Raw genomic sequence first — 18,251 nt, forward strand, 5'->3', positions numbered from 1 at the left:
TCACCTGGGGTTTTCCTTCGCAGGGGTGGAACAGATCTGCCAATCACTCCCGATCTTGGTCGCAACGAACTCGGCCGGGCGGGTCATCTGCGCCGCGTGCGCCGCCGTGTCCCGCCGGGTGAGGGCGACACCGGCACGCGGTGGGTCTTCCACACCTACTGGTCGCGTACCCCACGTGACGACGAGTGGTGGGCCCGTTTCCTGGACGGTGACGTGACGCCCACGTCCGAGGCGGTCACCGCAGCGGACCCCGCATCCGCGCCCGAGGGCGCCTCCGTCGCCGTACCGTCACACACCACGCCACCGCAGTCCGACGCGGAACCGGTCCTCACCCCCTCCGCCGCTTACCTCGCCCTCGCCCAACTCGGCCTTCAGGACCCGCGCCTGGCGCTGTCCTCCGCCGACTGCACGGTCCTCGAACCACTGGCCGCCGACTGGCTGGCGCGTGGGGTGACGCCCGACCACCTGCCACAGGTTCTCGCCGCCGGGCTTCCGGATCACGTGCACTCGCCTCGCGCGTTCGTCCGGCGTCGGCTCATCGACAAGATGCCGCCTGCCCTGCCCGCCGCAGTACCGGGCCGAGGACCCCGCGTCCTGATGGAGTGCACCGAGTGCGGCGTACCCGGCCGCCCGGAGGCCCTGCCCGGAGGGCTCTGCCGGGCCTGCGGCGGCCGGGACAGGAGTGCAAACCGAGAGGCGGCGGGGATGCGGCCCCCTGCGGTGCGGGCTCACGCCGCAGAGGTGCGCGCCGCCATCCGTGCTCCGCAGCGCGCCTGAAGACTCGTAGAACGCCAAGGGCACCTCAGCGTGTCAGCCAATGTGGGAAACCCGGTCGGCCAAGGCGCGCCGTCCTCGACCAGCGATGTCCAGCACCACCTACTCGGCTTCTTCGCCGGTGAGGTTGCGGCCCTTCAGGCACGGCTTTGTAGGGCGAGCAGGGTGTTGTAGGCGGCTTGTACAAGGGTGTTGCCGGGCCCGGGTGCGGTGTTCGCCAGGGCCACCAGCGCAGTGTGGTGGTGGGGATTGAATCCGGCGAAGGCGGTGCAGCCGCGGGTGCCGCCCGAGTGGTGGTAGAGGTGTGTGCCGTCGCTGCGGGGGCGGATGTTCCAGATCAGCGCCAGGCTGTTGCCGCTCGGCAGGCGGAGCCTGGGGCGTAGGACTTCGCGCAGAGCGGTCCGCAATGCGCTCGGGACCTGGGCCGAGGCGGGGTCGAGGAGGGCCTCGGTGACGGTGAGCAGGTCGCGGGCGCTGGATCGTAGGGCTCCTGCGGCGGGCAGGCCGGGGATGCGAAACGGCGGTCTGGCTCGGCGGTGCCAGTAGCCGGTGGCCTGGGTACCGCCCGCGGGTGCCGTGGTGGCACAGCTGGTGTGTCGCAGGGCGAGAGGCTTGAGCACTCGGTCGTCGAGCAGGGCGGGGTAGGAGACGTTGCCGGCTGCGCCGGTGAGGGCGTGGCCGAGCAGGCCGACACCGAAGTTGGAGTAGCGCACGCGGGTACCGGGAGCGGTTCGCAAGCGGGTGCGGGCCAGTGCATGCAGCACATCGTCGGTGCTGAAGTCGGCGTACGGGTTGGCGAACAGCTGTGGAACGGCGGAGGTCAGCAGGCCGGGCGGGAGGCGGGGTAGTCCGGAGGTGTGCGTGGCCAGGTGGGTCAGGGCGATGGCGGTGCCGCCCGTTGGCAGTGCGGTACCGGCGGGCAGGTGGTGGGCAAGGGGATCGCCGAGGTCGAGTTCGCCGTGGGCCGCTTGCTCTGCCAGGAGCAGGGCGGTGAACGGCTTGGTGAGGGAGCCGACTTCGAAGCGGGTGTCGGCGTCGGCTCTCACGCCGCCGTGGTGTGCGGTACGGCCGCGCACGAACAGCGCGTGGCGCCCGTTGCGGTGCAGTCCGACCGCGATGGTGCCGGCAGTGGGCGCCGCAAGCAGCAGCGTGCGCATCGCCTGGCGCACTGTGGCGGGGGCGAGGAGACGTTCTGCGTCGTCGGAGAGGCTGCCGGTGCAGGGGGCGGTCGAGGGGAGGACGGTCACGAGTGGCTGTCAGGAGGCTTCGAGGGCGGGAGTGTCGAGGGCGCGGGTGAGCGCGACGGTGCCGGCGATGGCGGCCACGATGGTGGGGTGTTGGTGATCACGGAAGCGGGTGACGGGGTCGTCGTCGACGGGTTGGTCGTCGCGGGGCATCAGGCCGTCCGCGTGCTGGAGGTCCGCCAGGCGTTGCCAGTCGGTGATCTCGCCGTACGGCTCGGGCAGGCAGCTGCCGACGATCAGTAGTTCGCCGACCAGGTCCCACTGGCAACTCTCCACCCACACGTCGATCCATACAGGCAGCCAGCGGACCAGGTAGGCGACCACGTCGTCGGGCAGCCACTCCGGGTGAGAGCCCCAGTCGGTGAGGTGGAAGACGGTGTGGGTGACGGAGTAGCCGGTCATCCAGTCGATGTGCCACGGCTCCGGGTTGCCGCCGAGCCAGGTGGCCCGCGTCAGCGTCTCCCAGTCGGATGTCGACACGCCGTGATCGTGGCCGGTGATGCGCAGGGCGTTGGCGACGGCGAGCCTTCGGTTGGGCACGTGCTCCACGGCCTTGACCGTGCCCATCGCGGCGATGTGCGGAATGAGCCGCTCCACGCCGGGGTGGCGGTAGCCGACCCGGGCGAAGTGGGCGTACCCCTCCAGGGTGTCGGTGGCCAGAGGGTGGCGGAGCATTCGCTCGTAGAGGAGCGTGCCGTCCTTCAACTGGCTCCAGGAAAAGTCAAGCAGTTCGCGAGCCAGCGTGCACTCCGCGCTGCCTGCGGCACCGTCGCGCAGGATCAGTGAGGCGGCCAGCGCCGTCTCCTGCAGTGCCTTGTAGGTCTCTGTCTTCCCGGCGAGGCCATCTCCCTCGAGCGCGCCCATGGGGTGATGGGCATGCAGCCAGCTCAGGGCGCGGGAACGGATGTGATGTGCCGTGTGGGCCAGCGCGGTGCTCATACGCTGTCCAGGCCGAGTAGACGGCGTGAGATCGCTGCGTCCAGCAGGCAGCGGTCACCGCCGCCGCGCAGCATGATGTCATCGGTCAGCAAGGCCGCATCCACGGGGAGTGGGACGCCGTCGGCGGTCAGCCAGGCCAGCCAGCGGGTGATCCGTGCCGCGGTGGCGAAGTCACGCCGCAGCAGCGCGCGGGTAGCGCCGCGTGCCAGCGCCAAGGCCCCCGAGCGTGCGGCATCGTGTACGGGGCTGTGCAGACCGGGTAGAGCCAGCGACGCCAGCCGCGCCATCCGCAGGGACCACGGCACCCAGCCTTCCCCACAGCTCCCGCCATCCGGGCCATCGACCGCTGGGCTGGTGAACGGCGGCGCGGTGCGCTGCCGTCGCACTGCGGCGGCTCCTGAGGGAGCGGGACCGCGGCATGGGGGGCGGCGGGATCGAGGCAGGCCAGCATGGTCGCCAGCCCCCAGTCGATCCAGGCCCTCACCCATGGCGGTTCCGGCCCGTGCGGCGGCGCGGCGGGCGGCTGCTGTGCGGGGGGCAGCGCCGAGATGGCCATACGGACAGCCGCCGACTCCTCCGGCAGAACGGCTTGACCGGTCAGCGCATAGGGAGCCAGCGCATCGGCCCCCAACAGGCGCACCGCGCCCACCGCAACCACGAGGTCGGGCGCCACGACGGACCCGCCGGTGTCCGCCGCCACCGACTGCTCGCCGCGCGCTGTCGCTTCTCGAAGAAACGCGGCCACGACCGTGCTGCTCGCTGCGCCCAGCATGACCTCGTGAGCACCGCGTGCCAAGAGATCCGCGGAGGCGCAGTGGGCAGCACGTGACCGTTCGGTAAGCACCGGCCGCGGGGCTCCTTCGGCTCCTTCGGCTCCTTCGGTGAAAGGAGTGCGGCAAGGATGAGCAGAGCCGTGTTTCCCTCGGGGCTGGGCAGCGGAGCATCGCTCACCGGCTCCTCGGAGCCCATCACCAGCTCCTCCAACACATCGGCCTCCAAGGTCAGACCGCCTTGCAGAAGTGTCTCGATTGCCATCATCACTCCTCGAAGAGAAACGCCTTCAGTACACAGACGATGCTCCGTGGGCCTGCGCGAATCACCCCTGATGGTGGAAAATCACCCGAAAGAACCCACCCGGACGCTCACACCATCGCCATCCCCTCACGCCACCCGCGTAGCCCCCGCGAACGGCATCTCGCTCAGCGGCGCCACCCGTACCGGCGCCGACGGCCTCGGGGCGTGGATCATCTGGCCGTTGCCGATGTAGATGCCGACGTGGCTGATGCCGGAGTAGAAGAACACCAGGTCGCCCGGACGTAGTTCGGAGTGGGAGACGCGGCGGCCGGCGTCGATCTGGGCGTAGGTCGTGCGGGGCAGGGAGATGCCCGCGGCGCGGTAGGCGGCCTGGATCAGGCCCGAGCAGTCGAAGGCGTCGGGGCCGGTCGCGCCCCAGACGTAGGGGCTGCCGAGCTTGGAGTAGGCGTAGGAAATCGCTGCTGCCGCACGGGAGTTGGGGGCTTGGGACGTGACCGATCCGAGGGCCGCCAGGCCGTCCCGTGCGGCCGTCGAGGACCGGGAGGCGCGGGGCGCGTCGCCGCCCGACCCGAGCCGCGCGCGCTCCTGAGCCGTCAGCCGGGACATCAGCTGCCGTGCCGCGCCCAGCTTGCCGTTGATCGTCTTCTTGTGCCGCTTCAGCTCCGCCTGACGCGATGTGAGCGAGGCCAGCTCGATGTGAGAGGCCCCGCGCAACCGCTCGATCTCCCGCAGCTGTTCGCGGACGCGCGCGACGGACGAGGCCTGATGGCTGCCCGCTCGTTCGGCGAACTCGGCACCGTCCAGGTACCGGTCGGGGTCGGCGGAGAGCGCGAGTTGCAGCGCCGGGTCCAGACCGCCGTCACGGTACTGGGCGGCGGCCATCGAACCCAGCGCGTCCCGCGCCGAGTTGAGCTTCTGCGTCCTGCGTGCCGCCTCGTCCTGCAGCGTGGCCAGCCGCTTCTCGGCCGCTTCCGCCTTCTCCTTCGCGCCGTTGTACTTCTCGGTGGCGACCTCCGCCTCCTGGTACAGCTTGTCCACCTTCGCCTTGACCTGCGCGGGCGTCAGCTGCGGTTCGGCATGTCCGGTCCCGTCGAAGCCCGTCGCGGTCGCCGCGCCCGCCAGGGCGATCGTCGCCGCTGTACGGGCCTTGTTCCCGCTGACCGAGCGTTGTCTGCGCTTGCGGTGCGCTGCCACGTGGACTGCACGTCCTTTCGTACGACTCGTACGACCGCCTCGTCGGTACGGCCGCGGAGCGGAGCGGACGTACGGCCGCCCGGAGGCGGCTCACGCGTCCGGCGGCGGCCCGCACAGGGGAAGCGGACCGCCGCCGGACCTTCTCGGCGGTGGTGGCCGACTGCCGCCCCTGGCCCGGGCGGCGGTGGGGAGCCGGTCACCTGGGGGAGGACGCTAAACCTCGCCGTGTCGGCGCGGTAACGGGTTGTGCGGAAGTGCCGCGAGCGGACCACCGGGTGACCGTATGTGACCGTGATCCCGGGTCGGCGCCGTCGACTTCACACAGCGCGATGACCGAACTGCCGATTCAGTGACCCGTGCGCGTGTCGGGGTGCTATGGGGCGCATATATGCAAGATCCGGGTAAGGAGGGGTGGCCCGGTGTCAGGAGGCAGCGACGCCCCTCATTAGGCTCCGGCCTCATGGACGTACTCATCCACCTCTTCGTCGGCCTGCACATCATCGGCATCGCCGCACTGCTCGGCGGCTTCTTCACCCAGATGAAGGCGATGGGCGAGGGCACGGCCCGGTTCAACCCGGCGATGCTGCACGGCGCCCTGACGATGCTGGTCACCGGGGCGATCCTGGTCGGTCTCAACCAGGCCGACAACCAGACCGTCAACAACATCAAGATCGGCGTGAAGCTGGCCCTGCTGATCGTGATTCTCGGCCTCGTCTATGTGAAGCGGGACGACGAGAAGGTGGACAAGGGTTTGTTCGGACTGGTGGGCCTGCTGACGACGGCCAACATCTTCATCGCGGTGCTGTGGACGTGATCCCGGCCCGGACGCCGGTGCCTCAGGCCGGTCGCACCACGCTGTGGATCGCCGACTCGCCGTCGTAGTAGATCGACTCCTCGCGGACGTACGCGCCCGGCTTCGGGGCGTGGATCATCATGCCGTTGCCGATGTACATGCCGACGTGGCTGATGTCGTCGTAGAAGAAGACCAGGTCACCGGGCTGGGCGTTGGAGAGGGAGACCGTCGTACCGGCGTTGACCTGGTCGTAGGTGACGCGGGGGATGTCGACGCCGGCGGCCTTCCAGGCGGCCTGGGTGAGGCCGGAGCAGTCGTAGGAGCCGGGGCCGGTGGCGCCCCAGACGTACGGCTTGCCGATCTGGGCGCGGGCGAAGGCGAGCGCCTTCTCGGCCTTGGTGGCGTAGGAGGCGTCGGTCGCGGGGGTGCTGGGGGCCGGGGCGCTGGTGTCCGCCGAGCTGTTCTGCTCCTGCTGGGCGGCCGCCTCCTGCCGGGCCTTTTCCTCCGCCGCCTGCTGCCGCGCCAGCTCGGCGGCCTTGCGTGCCGCCTCCTGCTGCTTCTCCTTCTCGATCGCCGCGAGCCGCGCCTTCTCCTCGGCGGTCAGCTGCGACAGGAGTGCGCGCGCGTCGGCGAGCTTCTTCTGGACGGTCGCCTTGGCCGTCTTCAGGTCGCCCTGCGACTCGGTGAGCGTCTCGAGGCTCTGGGTGGCCTCCTGGCGCTTCTTCATCGTCGCGGACTGCTCGGTGACGTAGTCGTCGACCGCGCCCTTCTGCCGACTGGTCATGCGACTCATCAGCTGGGTCTGGTCGAAGTAGTCCTGCGGGGAGTCCGCGAGCAGGAACGTCGAGGTGTCGGGGGCGGAGGCACCGGTGCGGTACTGGGCGGCGGCGAAGGAACCCAGCTCCTCACGCGCCTCGTTGAGCTTCTGGGTGCGCTGGGCGACGTCGTCGAGGAGGGTGTCGACGCGCCCCCGCTGCTTGGCGGTCTTCTCTTTGGCCGCGTTGTACTTGTCGGTCGCCGACTCCGCCTGGCGGTACAGGTCGTCGACCTTCTTCTCGACCTCTTCGAGACTCGGTTTGTCGTCGGCCGGGGTGGCGTTGGCCGACTGGGACAGCAGGGCCACGGAGGTGAGGGCCGCCGTGGCGAGAGCGGGGGTCCGTATGCCTGCTACGCGCGTACCCGAAGGACGCGACTTGCGGTGCGACGCCAAGGGAGGCGACTCCTTCCATCTTCCGCCTACCGAGTTAGCTGTCGGGTTCGGGCGGGTAATTCGGAAGGGTTGCCCTACGGCCCTGCCCCGGAGGGCGGTCGGGCCGATTCACCCCAAGGTCGGTGGGTCCCCGGCTCCGGTCGCGCGGCGGCGCACCGGACTCGGCGGAGGCCGTGCGGCCCGGCGACGTTCGCCGGTGGGGGTCGTACGGCCTGTCCGGCACGGTAGCCAACGCGTGTGGTCCCTGTGAAGGTTGATGTTCGATATGCCCGATACATTTTCGTGACCTACGGTCAGGATGTCGCGGAGCGTGGCCGATCCGGAGTGTTCTGTGGCGGCTTGTGCGCATTTCTGCCGGAGTGATGGTTTCGGTCCGGTTCGACCGCACGCCGGCAAGATCCTCGGCTGGAAGTCCGGCTACGGCTTCAGGGGACAGGGCGACCTGTACGACGGCAAGGTCTACGTTTCCGCTGGTCGATCGCGGACCGTGACGGGACAGTACTGGACGGTGAGCAGATGCCGGGCGGGCTGCTCTGGAGGATCCTCGGCATCTGAGAACCCCTTCGGATTCCGGCGATGTTCTCGGGGCGGCGGCGGGGTGTCAGTGGGGCGCCCTAGACTCGGAGAGCGATGAGCAGCCTCTTTGATGACAGCTTCCTGGCGGACCTCCAGGCCCACCGCGGCCACGAGGCAGAACCTCCGCCGCCGCCCGAGGACGATCACGTACCGGAGCCCGTTCCGGACGATCTGTTCGGCGGGAAGTTCGACGTGCCGCCGGACCGGGACGCCTACTATCGCGACGGCGCCCCGCGCCCCGCGGTGGACGCGGCCGCGCTCCTGCAGGGGCTGAACGAGAACCAGCGCGCCGCCGTCGTGCACCACGGCACTCCGCTGCTCATCGTGGCCGGCGCCGGCTCCGGCAAGACCCGCGTGCTCACCCACCGCATCGCCTACCTGCTCGGCGAGCGGCGCGTCCACCCGGGCCAGATCCTCGCGATCACCTTCACCAACAAGGCCGCGGGCGAGATGAAGGAGCGCGTCGAGCAACTCGTCGGCCCGCGCGCGAACGCGATGTGGGTGATGACCTTCCACAGCGCGTGCGTGCGGATCCTGCGCCGGGAGTCCAAGAAGCTCGGCTTCACATCCTCCTTCTCGATCTACGACGCCGCCGACTCCAAGCGTCTGATGGCCCTGGTCTGCCGTGACCTGGACCTCGACCCCAAGCGCTTCCCGCCGAAGTCCTTCAGCGCCAAGATCAGCAACCTCAAGAACGAGCTGATCGACGAGGAGGACTTCGCCGCCCAGGCCACCGACGGCTTCGAGAAGACCCTCGCCCAGGCCTACGCCATGTACCAGTCACGGCTGCGCGAGGCGAACGCCCTCGACTTCGACGACCTGATCATGACGACGGTCAACCTGCTCCGCGCGTTCCCGGACGTGGCCGAGCACTACCGCCGCCGCTTCCGCCACGTCCTCGTCGACGAGTACCAGGACACCAACCACGCCCAGTACGCCCTGGTCAGGGAGCTCGTCGGCACCTCCGAGCACCCGGTGGACGTCCCGCCCGGCGAGGACGACCTCCAGCCCGCCGAACTGTGCGTGGTGGGCGACGCCGATCAGTCGATCTACGCCTTCCGCGGCGCGACCATCCGCAACATCCTCCAGTTCGAGGAGGACTACCCGGACGCGACGACGATCCTGCTGGAGCAGAACTACCGCTCCACCCAGACGATCCTGAGCGCGGCCAACGCGGTCATCGAGCGCAACGAGTCCCGCCGCCCCAAGAACCTGTGGACCAACGCGGGCGCGGGCGCGCGCATCACCGGCTACGTCGCGGACACCGAGCACGACGAGGCGCAGTTCGTCTCCGACGAGATAGACCGCCTCACGGACGCGGGCGAGGCGAAGGCCGGGGACGTCGCCGTCTTCTACCGTACGAACGCCCAGTCCCGTGTCTTCGAAGAGGTCTTCATCCGCGTCGGCCTGCCCTACAAGGTCGTCGGCGGCGTCCGCTTCTACGAGCGCAAGGAGGTCCGGGACGTCCTGGCCTACCTGCGCGTGCTGGCCAACCCGGAGGACTCGGTCCCGCTGCGGCGGATCCTGAACGTCCCCAAGCGGGGCATCGGCGACCGCGCCGAGGCGATGATCGACGCCCTGTCCCAGCGCGAGAAGATCAGCTTCCCGCAGGCCCTCAAGCGCGTCGACGAGGCGTACGGCATGGCCGCCCGCTCCACGAACGCCGTCAAGCGGTTCAACACGCTGATGGAGGACCTCCGTACGATCGTCGAGTCCGGCGCGGGCCCGGCCACCGTCCTGGAGGCGGTGCTGGAACGGACCGGCTACCTCGCCGAGTTGCAGGCCTCCACCGACCCGCAGGACGAGACCCGGATCGAGAACCTCCAGGAACTCGCGGCCGTGGCCCTGGAGTTCGAGCAGGAGTCGGCCGAGGGCGAGGCGTCCGGCTCGCTCTCCGACTTCCTGGAGCGGGTGGCGCTGGTCGCCGACTCCGACCAGATCCCCGACGAGGACGAGGACGGCTCCGGCGTCATCACCCTGATGACCCTGCACACCGCCAAGGGTCTGGAGTTCCCGGTCGTCTTCCTGACCGGCTTGGAGGACGGCGTCTTCCCGCACATGCGCGCCCTCGGCGAGACCAAGGAGCTGGAGGAGGAGCGGCGCCTGGCGTACGTCGGCATCACGCGCGCGCGGGAACGGCTGTATCTGACGCGGTCGTCGATGCGGAGCGCCTGGGGGCAGCCGTCGTACAACCCGCCGTCCCGCTTCCTGGAGGAGATCCCCCCGCAGCACGTGGACTGGAAGCGGACGGGCGCCACCTCGCCGGTGTCCTCCGGTCCGGCCTCCGGGGTGGCGGCCTCGCTGTCCTCCTCCCGCTCGCGGTCGGCGGCGTCGGGCGCGTCGGGCTTCGCCACGCGCCGGGCTTCGGACAAGCCGGTGGTCTCGCTGGCGGTCGGGGACCGGGTGACGCACGACCAATTCGGGCTGGGCACCGTGACGGCGGTGAAGGGCACGGGGGCGAACGCGGAGGCGACGATCGACTTCGGGGACGACAAGCCGAAGAGGTTGCTGCTGCGGTACGCGCCAGTCGAGAAGCTGTAGCTCGCCCGCGCTGAGCTCCCGCTGAACGGCGGGGGCTCACAAGCGGGGTTGCTTACGGTACTTACGGTTGCTTACGTCGGGTCGAGCCCGTGGCTGCGCAGCCAGGGAAGTGGGTCGATGGCCGAGCCGCCGGCCGTGTGTACCTCGAGGTGCAGGTGCGGGCCGGTCGAGTTGCCCGAGTTGCCGGAGTACGCGATCGGGTCTCCGGCTTTCACGGTCGTGCCGGAGGAGACCCGGTAGCTGGAGAGGTGGCAGTACCACGTCTCCGTGCCGTCCTTCGCCGTCACGATCATCATGTTGCCGTACGCGCTGTTCCACTCCGTGCGGACGGTGCCGTCGGTCACGGCCATCACCGTCGTGCCGTAGGAGACCGGGAAGTCGATGCCGGTGTGCACGGACATCCAGTTGATGCCGGACTGGCCGTAGTAGGCGCTGAGTCCGTGCCGCGCGACCGGCAGCGCGTACTTGGGACGCAGCCGCTCCTTGCGGGCCGCCTCCGCCGCCGCCTTCTTCTTCTCGGCGAGCTGCTGGGCCTTGAGGTCGATGCGCTCCTGCGTGCGGCTGACCCGGTCGCTGAAGGCGTCCGCCTCGGCGGAGAGGCTCTCCAGCTGGGAGTCCAGCTTGTCGTTCGCGGCGGACGGCTGCACGGGGGCCGCGTCCGCCGCGGTCGTGGACACTTCCTGGCCGTCGTCGGTCAGCGTGCCGACGGAGGCGGCGGCGATCCCCGCGACGCCCATCACACACGCCGAGGGCACGGCCACCGTGAGCAGCGCGGAGCGCTTGGGGGGTGGACGGCGGCGGGAACGCCCCGCGCCGCGAGCGGCCGCGCGCGACGCCGGGGCCGGGACCAGGACGACCTCTTCCTGGTCGTCGAGGAGAGGGGCCTCGGCTGTGGCGGGCATGTCACCGGAGGCCGGCGACTCGCCGTCGTGCGGAGCGGTTTCGCCGAACGTTTCTTCGTACGCGACCTGCTCGAAGCTCGCCGTCGCCTGTTGGTCGAAGGACGCCGACTCGGCCTGCGGCTCGTACTCCTCGGCGGACGCCGTGGCCTGGCCGCCGTCGGAGTTCCACTGCGTGGCGTCGTACGCGCCGGTGTCGAAGGCCTGCGTACCCCATTCCCACTGCTGCGTCGCGTCGGCCGGGCCGCCGGACTGGTCGGGCTGGTGCCAGGCGTTCGCGTCCCACTGGCCGCTGGTGTCAGGGCTCGTGGCCTGCGACGGGATCGTGGCGAGCGGCTGCTGCCCGGTCGCCCAGGCAGTGGCGTCGTACGTGCCGGCGTCGTAGGCGGCCTGGTGCTGGGCCGCGTACATGTCGTAGTTCGGGTTCTGGTGGCTGCCCGTGGACCACGTCGTGCTGTCGTACGAGCCGGTGCTCTCGCCCGGGAGGCAGCCGAAGAGGGGGTCGGCCTCGAAGGTCGTGGTGGCGTTGCCGCCCGTGTCGAAACCGGTGGCGTCGTAGTTGCCGTACGTGGTGAAGTCGCCGTACTGGGCTTCTTGGGTGCCGTACGACGCGTACTGCGACGAGTCGGCGTCGGAAGCCGGAGCCGGGGTGGTCATGGTCCCCGACGGATGACGGTCGTTCACCAACTTCTCTTTCGCCTCGACAACAGGGGCTGCCAGAGCAGTGCGGTGACTGTACCCGGCGGTACGCGGGCACGACAATCTTCGTCGGGTTTCCCGCGCGCAGGAAACGGGCAATCAGCCGTGTTTCGGGGGACGGCGGGCGCGAGTTTGGCCTTGTGTTCGAAGGGTGTTCGATGGCGAACGGGTGGCTTCGGCTGTTCGGGGCCGCTACGCCACCGTCAGTCCGCCGGCGTGTGCGGTCGCCTCGGCCTCCGAGCGCGCCGTGTCGAGGACCTGTCGTATCCCGGTCGCGACGGCCGGGTGCACGGGCAGGGCCAGATGCCCGATTCCGCTCACCCGCACGTTCTGCGCCATCAGGTCCGCGTGGTCGATGCAGGCGGTCTCCAGTGGGTCCATCAGGTGGTCCAAGTCGCTCCAGAAGCTGACGAAATGTGTACGGCAGCCCGGTGCGGGCCGGGCCAGCTCCTCGAGCAGCGTCGAACCGGGGCGCATCTGGCGCACGATCGGGTGCGCGTTCGCCAGCGGCACCACGCGGGTGCCGGAGTGCGGAGTGCCGAGCGTCACGAGCGTCCGGACGCGGATGTCACCGCCGAGGCGCTGGACGTAGTACCGCGCGATCAGTCCGCCCAGGCTGTGCCCGACGACGTCGACCCGCTCGCTGCCCGTTCGCTCGCAGATGTCCTCTATGTGCCGGCCGAGCAGCTCCGCCGCGGTACGGATGTCGCAGGTCAGCGGCGAGTAGTTGAGCGACGCTATCTGCTGCCTGCCGTGCTGGGCGAGGCTGCGGCGCAGCAGGACGAACACCGAGCGGTTGTCTATGAAGCCGTGCAGCAGGACGACCGGGGGCTTGGCCTGGGTGGGCAGTTGTGCGGCGCCGTCCTCCGGCGAGGGCAGCGGCGTCGCGGAAGCCCGGCGCTCCTGTGCGACGCCGGAGGGGTACAGGAGGAGGTGTCCCGCGAGGATCGCGATCTCCAGAGCGGTCGCCTTCAGGAGGGCCAGGGAGAGTCCCGTCAGCTTGTCCGGGAGCTTGTCCGGCAGCAACCGCCGGCACACCGGAAGAAAGGGCAGCACTGCGCTGGTGACCTTCATGGCCGACCTCCTGTCGGCACGCAGGAGAACGGCTCTGTCCCCCGTGTGCCCTCATGGGAGGCCGCGACCGAGGTCGTCGACGGGGCGTGAGTGGAGCGCGGTGCTGGTGTTGCGCCGGTGACGTGACGAGGTTCCCTGTCGGTGTGGCGACGAGGCTCCCCGCTGTCGTGCCCTACCTTTGCTGCGTGCCCTGCGTGCCCTGCGTGCCGTCGCCGATGCGTCGCACCGCCGCGGCGCGTGGCATGCGGCGCGGCGGTGCGACGACCTCGTAGCGGCTCCCGAACGTGTCCCACCGTGTGATTTCCCCCTCGGAATCCACCGCGAAACTGCCGGTTGCGGGATGCTGACGATAACGTTCGTTCACTTTCCCGGCGGGTGCGGTACTTGTCGGTAGGAATGGATGTATCGGTACCGATGGATGTAGTCGCTTCATGGAGGCAGTGATGGGTGTGGCAGCCGGTCCGATCCGCGTGGTGGTGGCCAAGCCGGGGCTCGACGGCCACGATCGAGGGGCAAAGGTGATCGCGCGGGCGCTGCGCGACGCCGGTATGGAGGTCATCTACACGGGCCTCCACCAGACTCCCGAGCAGATCGTCGACACCGCGATCCAGGAGGACGCCGACGCGATCGGGCTGTCCATCCTCTCGGGGGCGCACAACACGCTGTTCGCGGCCGTGATCGACCTGCTCAAGGAGCGGGACGCGGAGGACATCCTGGTCTTCGGAGGCGGAATCATCCCCGAGGCGGACATTTCCCCGCTGAAGGAGAAGGGCGTCGCGGAGATCTTCACGCCCGGAGCGACCACGCAGTCGATCGTGGACTGGGTTCGGGCGAACGCGCGGCAGCCGGCTGGGGCTTAGGTCGTCGTGCAGTGCGGGTCGGCTGAGGTGACCGGAACGCCCTACGCCCCCAACTCCTCGGCCATCGCCGCCCGCAACCGCAACGTAGTGACCAGCCGCTGAAACGCCTCCGCCCAATAGCCCCCGGCCCCCGGACTCGCGTCCTCCGGCTCGTCCGGTACCGCCAGCAATCCGTCGAGACGGCTCGCCTCGCAGGGGTCGAGGCAGCGCTCGGCCAGCCCCATCACTCCGCTGAAGCTCCATGGGTAACTCCCCGCATCCCGTGCGATGTTGAGCGCGTCCACCACGGCCCGCCCGAGCGGCGTGGCCCACGGCACCGCGCACACACCGAGCAACTGGAAGGCCTCGGACAGCCCGTGCGCCGCGATGAACCCGGCCACCCACTCGGCCCGTTCGGCGGCGTCCAGCGTGCCGAGCAGCTTGGCCCGCTCGGCCAGGGACACCGCGCCGGGGCCGCCGGCCTCGGGTGACGCGGGCGCTCCGAGGAGGGCTCGCGCCCACTCGGCGTCCCGCTGCCGCACCGCCGCCCGGCACCACGCCGCGTGCAGTTCGCCCTGCCAGTCGTCCGCCACCGGCAGCGCCACGATCTCCCGCGGTGTGCGGCCCCCGAGCCGGGCCGGCCAGGTGGGCAGCGGTGCCGCCTCCACCAACTGGCCGAACCACCACGACCGCTCACCCCGCCCGCCCGGCGGATTGGGTACGACACCGTCGCGCTCCATGCTCGGGTCGCACTCGTGCGGCGCCTCGACCGTGAGGGTCGGTATGTCCTTCGTGTGGTCGACGGCCACGCACGCGCCCGCCCTGACCGCCATCCGCGCCGCGAGCGCCGAACCCGGCAACGCCGACAGCAGCTCCGCCGCCGTCGCCCGTACATTGCGGCTGCGGTCGGTCAGCGACTGCTCCAGGAACGGCTCGTCCCGCGGGCCCAGGCCCGTCCGCAGCGAGTCGAGGAACATCAGCCGGTCCTCGGCCCGCTCCGTCGTCCATGTCATGGCGAGCAACTCCCGCGCGGTGGCGGGCTCTCGGGCACGCAGCGCGGCGAGGAGGGCGACGCGCTCGGCGAACAGCCCTTCCTGCCAGAGCTGCTGGATCTTGTCGGTGTTTTCGGGACGGGGGAGCGATGTGCCACCGCCCGGGGTCGCGCGCAGAGCGAACCGCCAGTCCGGGTTCAGCCGGGCGAGCCACACGGCACGCGGTCCCGCGAAGGTCAGCGCCGCCGACCGCAGGTCCGTCCGTCCCCGGGCCGCGTCCAGGAGCGCGGGCAGCATCTCGGGGGGTGCGGCGAAACCGCGCGCGTTCGCCGTCGCGAGCCACTGCGGCAGCAGCTCCATGAGGTCCGGTGCCGTGCCTCTGCGGCCCCCACCCCCCGTGCCGGGGCGGTCGGCCAGGAGCATCGCCAGCCTGCGGGCCGCCGCGGTCGGCAGCGCAGGACGCGGGTCCTCGGCGGCAGGTTCGGGCCGCCGGGCCGCCGGCCCCGGACGCAGCCCGGCCCGCCGCCGTACGGTCTCCACGGCCGCCGCGTCCAGCAACGCCGCCGGTGCCTCCCGGCCCGGCGCGCAGCCCGGCGGCGTGCGCCGGTCCGTGCCGAGCAGGGCTGCCGTGACCAGTTCCTCCCAGGCGCCCGGAGCGGGCGCAGCCGCAGGAGCGGAAGTCCTGTTCATGCGTTCCTCTGCATTCCTCTTGGTGCGGTGCCTGGAAGTGGTTGAAGGGTCACCGGGTTCGGGTGTCCACAGGGACCGGACACATGCGTGCCGGTTCAGCACAGCGACACCGCCTCACCCACCCCCTCCGGCCACGCCGTCAGCGGGGTGAAGCCCAGATGGCCGCACTCGCCGAAGACCTTGACGGGTGCGCCGCCGGAGAGGGCGACCAGCCGCCACAGGCCAGGACGGGAACGGGCGGTGGGGGTGAGGGGCAGCGCCGCGTCACCGCCCGCGTCCGCCAACTGCCAGGACTCGCCGTCCGGGGTCGGCACGACCTGGTCCAGCGTCACGGGGACGGAGCCCAGCCAGGGATCGTCCCGCAGCGCCTCGCCGTAGCGGGCGGCCGCCTGGGCCGCCGTCACCCCCGGCGGCCGTATCGACGCGGGAGCGGGCGGGGTGAACTGCTCGCCGAGGGCCGCACGCGGCTGTCCGGCGCCCGGGTACGCCGACACCTCGGCCTCCAGCGTCAGGCCCACCGGCAGCGCGAGCTCCGGGGCGCGGCCGGCGGCGCCATAAGAGAGGAGCAGCGCCGTACGGTCCGACTCGGCGCCGTACAGCCAGATCCGGCGGGTCGTCAGGCGCGCGTCCGCCGTGTCGTACTGGGCGAGGACCAGCCAGCGATCGCGCACCGGCGGGCCGTCCGCCGAGGTGGGCAGGCCGATGCGGGAACGGACCGTCGCCGCCAGGGCCTCGGGCAACTCCTCCCGGCGGAACCAGCCCTGGTCGAGGAGGTGGAGCAGCGCGCACTCCTCCAGCAACCGGACCGGCCAGCCCGGTCCGGACGCCGGGATCGCCCCCAACTCCCGCACACGAGCAGCCAGTCCGGGTGCCTGGGCGTCGACCATGCGGGCCGCCGTCTCCTCCCACAGCCCGTACCCCGCCTGTTCCACGCCCGCCAGGCCGCCGCGCAGCAGGTCCGCCAGCCGCTGCTCCAGCTCCGTCGCCCCCGCCGTGATCCGCTCGGCCCGGCGCTCCGCCCTGCGCCGCGCCGCCTCGGGATCAGCGGACCCGGACGGGGAACCGGCCGCATCCGCCGCCCGTTTCTCCGTCGCGCGCTGTCTTCTCCCCTCTATCCACTGCCCGGCCCACTCCGGCGGCTGCCCCGGCGGCACCGCCCCGTCCCCGCCCGCCCAGAGCAGCAGCAGCCCGAGCGCGTGCTTGCACGGGAACTTGCGGCTCGGGCAACTGCACTTGTACGCCGGTCCCGACGCGTCCGCGATGTCCACGACCGTCTGATACGGCTTGCTCCCGCTGCCCTTGCACAGCCCCCACACCGTCCCCTCGCCACACCTGCCCGCCTCGGACCACGGCCCGGCCGCGCCGAGTTTGCTGCCCGCTTTGCGTGATACGGCGTCAGGCGCCAGTGCCAGCACCTGATCCGCGCTCCAGCGCACCCCCTGCTGAGTCATGCCATCGAAGGTAGGTCCCACCACTGACAATCGGTCCCGCGAGCGAGGTGGCGCGGGCGGTCGCGAGCGCGTTTTCGCAGGTCAGATCGCGTTGTCAGTGGTGTGGTGCAACGTGGATGTCAGATCCGAACCGGCCGAGCTGGAGGGGGGACTCAGCCATGTCCTTGTCCGTGGAACCGACGTCCGTGGACGTGCGTGAGACGGAGACGACCGAGGCGTTGCGGCCGCATGCCGAGGACGCCTTCGCCGGTGAACTCGCCGCGCTCGCCGCGCAGGACGACCGTCCGCGCCCGGCCCGCTGGAAGATGTCGCCGTGGGCGGTCGCGACGTACCTGCTCGGGGGCACGCTGCCCGACGGCACGGTGATCACACCGAAGTACGTGGGCCCGCGCCGCATCGTCGAGGTCGCCGTCACCACCCTCGCCACCGACCGCGCCCTGCTCCTGCTCGGCGTGCCCGGCACCGCCAAGACCTGGGTGTCCGAGCACCTGGCCGCGGCGGTCAGCGGCGACTCGACGCTGCTGGTGCAGGGCACGGCCGGCACACCGGAGGAGGCGATCCGGTACGGCTGGAACTACGCGCAGCTGCTCGCGCACGGCCCCAGCCGTGACGCCCTCGTGCCCAGCCCCGTCATGCGGGCGATGGCGGAGGGGATGACGGCCCGGGTCGAGGAGCTGACCCGCATTCCGGCCGACGTGCAGGACACGCTGATCACGATCCTGTCGGAGAAGACGCTGCCGATACCGGAGCTGGGCCAGGAGGTGCAGGCGGTCCGCGGCTTCAACCTGATCGCGACGGCCAACGACCGCGACCGCGGGGTCAACGATCTCTCCAGCGCCCTGCGCCGCCGCTTCAACACGGTCGTGCTGCCGCTGCCGGAGAGCGTGGAGGCCGAGGTCGACATCGTCTCGCGCCGCGTCGACCAGATCGGACGCTCCCTGGACCTGCCGGCCGCGCCCGACGGCATCGACGAGATCCGCCGGGTGGTGACCGTCTTCCGCGAGCTGCGCGACGGCGTCACCTCCGACGGCCGTACGAAGGTGAAGTCGCCCAGCGGCACGCTGTCGACGGCGGAGGCGATCTCCGTCGTGACCAACGGCCTCGCGCTGGCGGCGCACTTCGGCGACGGCGTGCTGCGGGCCGGGGACGTCGCCGCGGGCCTCCTCGGCGCCGTCGTCCGCGATCCGGCGGCCGACCGGGTCATCTGGCAGGAGTACCTGGAGGCGGTCGTCCGCGAGCGCGACGGCTGGAAGGACTTCTATCGCGCGTGCCGGGAGGTGAGCGTGTGAGCGACACCCGAG

The 18,251-nt window shown here is 71.0% G+C and carries 14 protein-coding genes and 1 riboswitch; of the genes, 5 read left to right on the forward strand and 9 right to left on the reverse strand.

Annotation, left to right across the window (positions count from 1 at the left end):
- The first annotated feature begins 96 nt into the window (after window positions 1-96).
- Window positions 97-777 carry a MarR family transcriptional regulator gene (locus Q4V64_RS31860; protein WP_124439798.1) on the forward strand — a complete coding sequence of 227 codons (681 nt, stop codon included), beginning with the start codon at window positions 97-99 and terminating at the stop codon, window positions 775-777.
- A 134-nt stretch (window positions 778-911) separates the two neighbouring features.
- Here Q4V64_RS31860 and Q4V64_RS31865 read toward each other — a convergent pair whose 3' ends face one another.
- From Q4V64_RS31865 to Q4V64_RS31880, 4 genes are all read right to left on the reverse strand, one after another.
- Window positions 912-2,021, reverse strand: coding sequence for a serine hydrolase domain-containing protein (locus Q4V64_RS31865; RefSeq protein ID WP_253266924.1), 1,110 nt, complete (start codon window positions 2,019-2,021; stop codon window positions 912-914).
- A 9-nt stretch (window positions 2,022-2,030) separates the two neighbouring features.
- Entirely contained in the window at window positions 2,031-2,957 is a 927-nt protein-coding gene (locus Q4V64_RS31870) for a hypothetical protein (protein WP_124439797.1), read from the reverse strand.
- Window positions 2,954-3,262 (reverse strand): hypothetical protein, encoded by a 309-nt coding sequence (locus Q4V64_RS31875; protein ID WP_124439796.1) that lies wholly within the window; start codon window positions 3,260-3,262, stop codon window positions 2,954-2,956. Before Q4V64_RS31875 ends, Q4V64_RS31870 begins: the two co-directional genes overlap by 4 nt.
- A gap of 856 nt (window positions 3,263-4,118) precedes the next feature.
- Window positions 4,119-5,186: a C40 family peptidase gene (locus tag Q4V64_RS31880; protein ID WP_124439795.1), complete on the reverse strand. Its 1,068-nt coding sequence runs from the start codon at window positions 5,184-5,186 to the stop codon at window positions 4,119-4,121.
- Between the two features lie 460 nt (window positions 5,187-5,646).
- On the opposite strand from Q4V64_RS31880, the gene Q4V64_RS31885 reads away from it, so the two are divergent.
- Window positions 5,647-6,000, forward strand: a complete 354-nt coding sequence (locus Q4V64_RS31885) for a hypothetical protein (protein ID WP_124439794.1) — start codon at window positions 5,647-5,649, stop codon at window positions 5,998-6,000.
- Between the two features lie 22 nt (window positions 6,001-6,022).
- On the opposite strand, the gene Q4V64_RS31890 is transcribed toward Q4V64_RS31885, so the two are convergent.
- Window positions 6,023-7,189 (reverse strand): C40 family peptidase, encoded by a 1,167-nt coding sequence (locus Q4V64_RS31890; RefSeq protein WP_124439793.1) that lies wholly within the window; start codon window positions 7,187-7,189, stop codon window positions 6,023-6,025.
- Window positions 7,190-7,196: 7 nt separating this feature from the next.
- A riboswitch (cyclic di-AMP (ydaO/yuaA leader) is annotated at window positions 7,197-7,366 on the reverse strand.
- Window positions 7,367-7,819: 453 nt separating this feature from the next.
- On the opposite strand from Q4V64_RS31890, the gene pcrA reads away from it, so the two are divergent.
- Complete coding sequence (gene pcrA / locus Q4V64_RS31895) at window positions 7,820-10,306, forward strand: DNA helicase PcrA (RefSeq protein WP_124439792.1); 2,487 nt, start codon at window positions 7,820-7,822, stop codon at window positions 10,304-10,306.
- 71 nt (window positions 10,307-10,377) lie between these two features.
- Here the strand turns inward: pcrA and Q4V64_RS31900 are convergent, their stop codons facing one another.
- Together Q4V64_RS31900 and Q4V64_RS31905 are read right to left on the reverse strand one after the other, a co-directional pair.
- A complete protein-coding gene (locus Q4V64_RS31900; RefSeq protein ID WP_253266927.1) occupies window positions 10,378-11,862 on the reverse strand; it encodes a M23 family metallopeptidase in 1,485 nt (494 codons plus the stop codon).
- Window positions 11,863-12,096: 234 nt separating this feature from the next.
- Window positions 12,097-12,978: an alpha/beta fold hydrolase gene (locus Q4V64_RS31905; RefSeq protein WP_124439790.1), complete on the reverse strand. Its 882-nt coding sequence runs from the start codon at window positions 12,976-12,978 to the stop codon at window positions 12,097-12,099.
- Between the two features lie 443 nt (window positions 12,979-13,421).
- Here Q4V64_RS31905 and Q4V64_RS31910 point away from each other — a divergent pair, with 443 nt between their 5' ends.
- The gene (locus tag Q4V64_RS31910) at window positions 13,422-13,838 is read left to right on the forward strand and encodes a cobalamin B12-binding domain-containing protein (protein ID WP_124439789.1); all 417 of its coding nucleotides are present in this window, start codon (window positions 13,422-13,424) and stop codon (window positions 13,836-13,838) included.
- A gap of 41 nt (window positions 13,839-13,879) precedes the next feature.
- On the opposite strand, the gene Q4V64_RS31915 is transcribed toward Q4V64_RS31910, so the two are convergent.
- Together Q4V64_RS31915 and Q4V64_RS31920 are read right to left on the reverse strand one after the other, a co-directional pair.
- Window positions 13,880-15,499 carry a DUF5691 domain-containing protein gene (locus Q4V64_RS31915; protein WP_124439788.1) on the reverse strand — a complete coding sequence of 540 codons (1,620 nt, stop codon included), beginning with the start codon at window positions 15,497-15,499 and terminating at the stop codon, window positions 13,880-13,882.
- Between the two features lie 95 nt (window positions 15,500-15,594).
- Complete coding sequence (locus Q4V64_RS31920; RefSeq protein ID WP_124439787.1) at window positions 15,595-16,950, reverse strand: SWIM zinc finger family protein; 1,356 nt, start codon at window positions 16,948-16,950, stop codon at window positions 15,595-15,597.
- A 158-nt stretch (window positions 16,951-17,108) separates the two neighbouring features.
- On the opposite strand from Q4V64_RS31920, the gene Q4V64_RS31925 reads away from it, so the two are divergent.
- On the forward strand, window positions 17,109-18,239 hold the full coding sequence (locus Q4V64_RS31925; RefSeq protein ID WP_124439786.1) for an AAA family ATPase: 1,131 nt from the start codon (window positions 17,109-17,111) through the stop codon (window positions 18,237-18,239).
- The last annotated feature ends 12 nt before the right edge of the window (window positions 18,240-18,251 follow it).

The organism is Streptomyces sp. NL15-2K (genome assembly GCF_030551255.1).
Classification (GTDB): Bacteria; Actinomycetota; Actinomycetes; order Streptomycetales; family Streptomycetaceae; genus Streptomyces.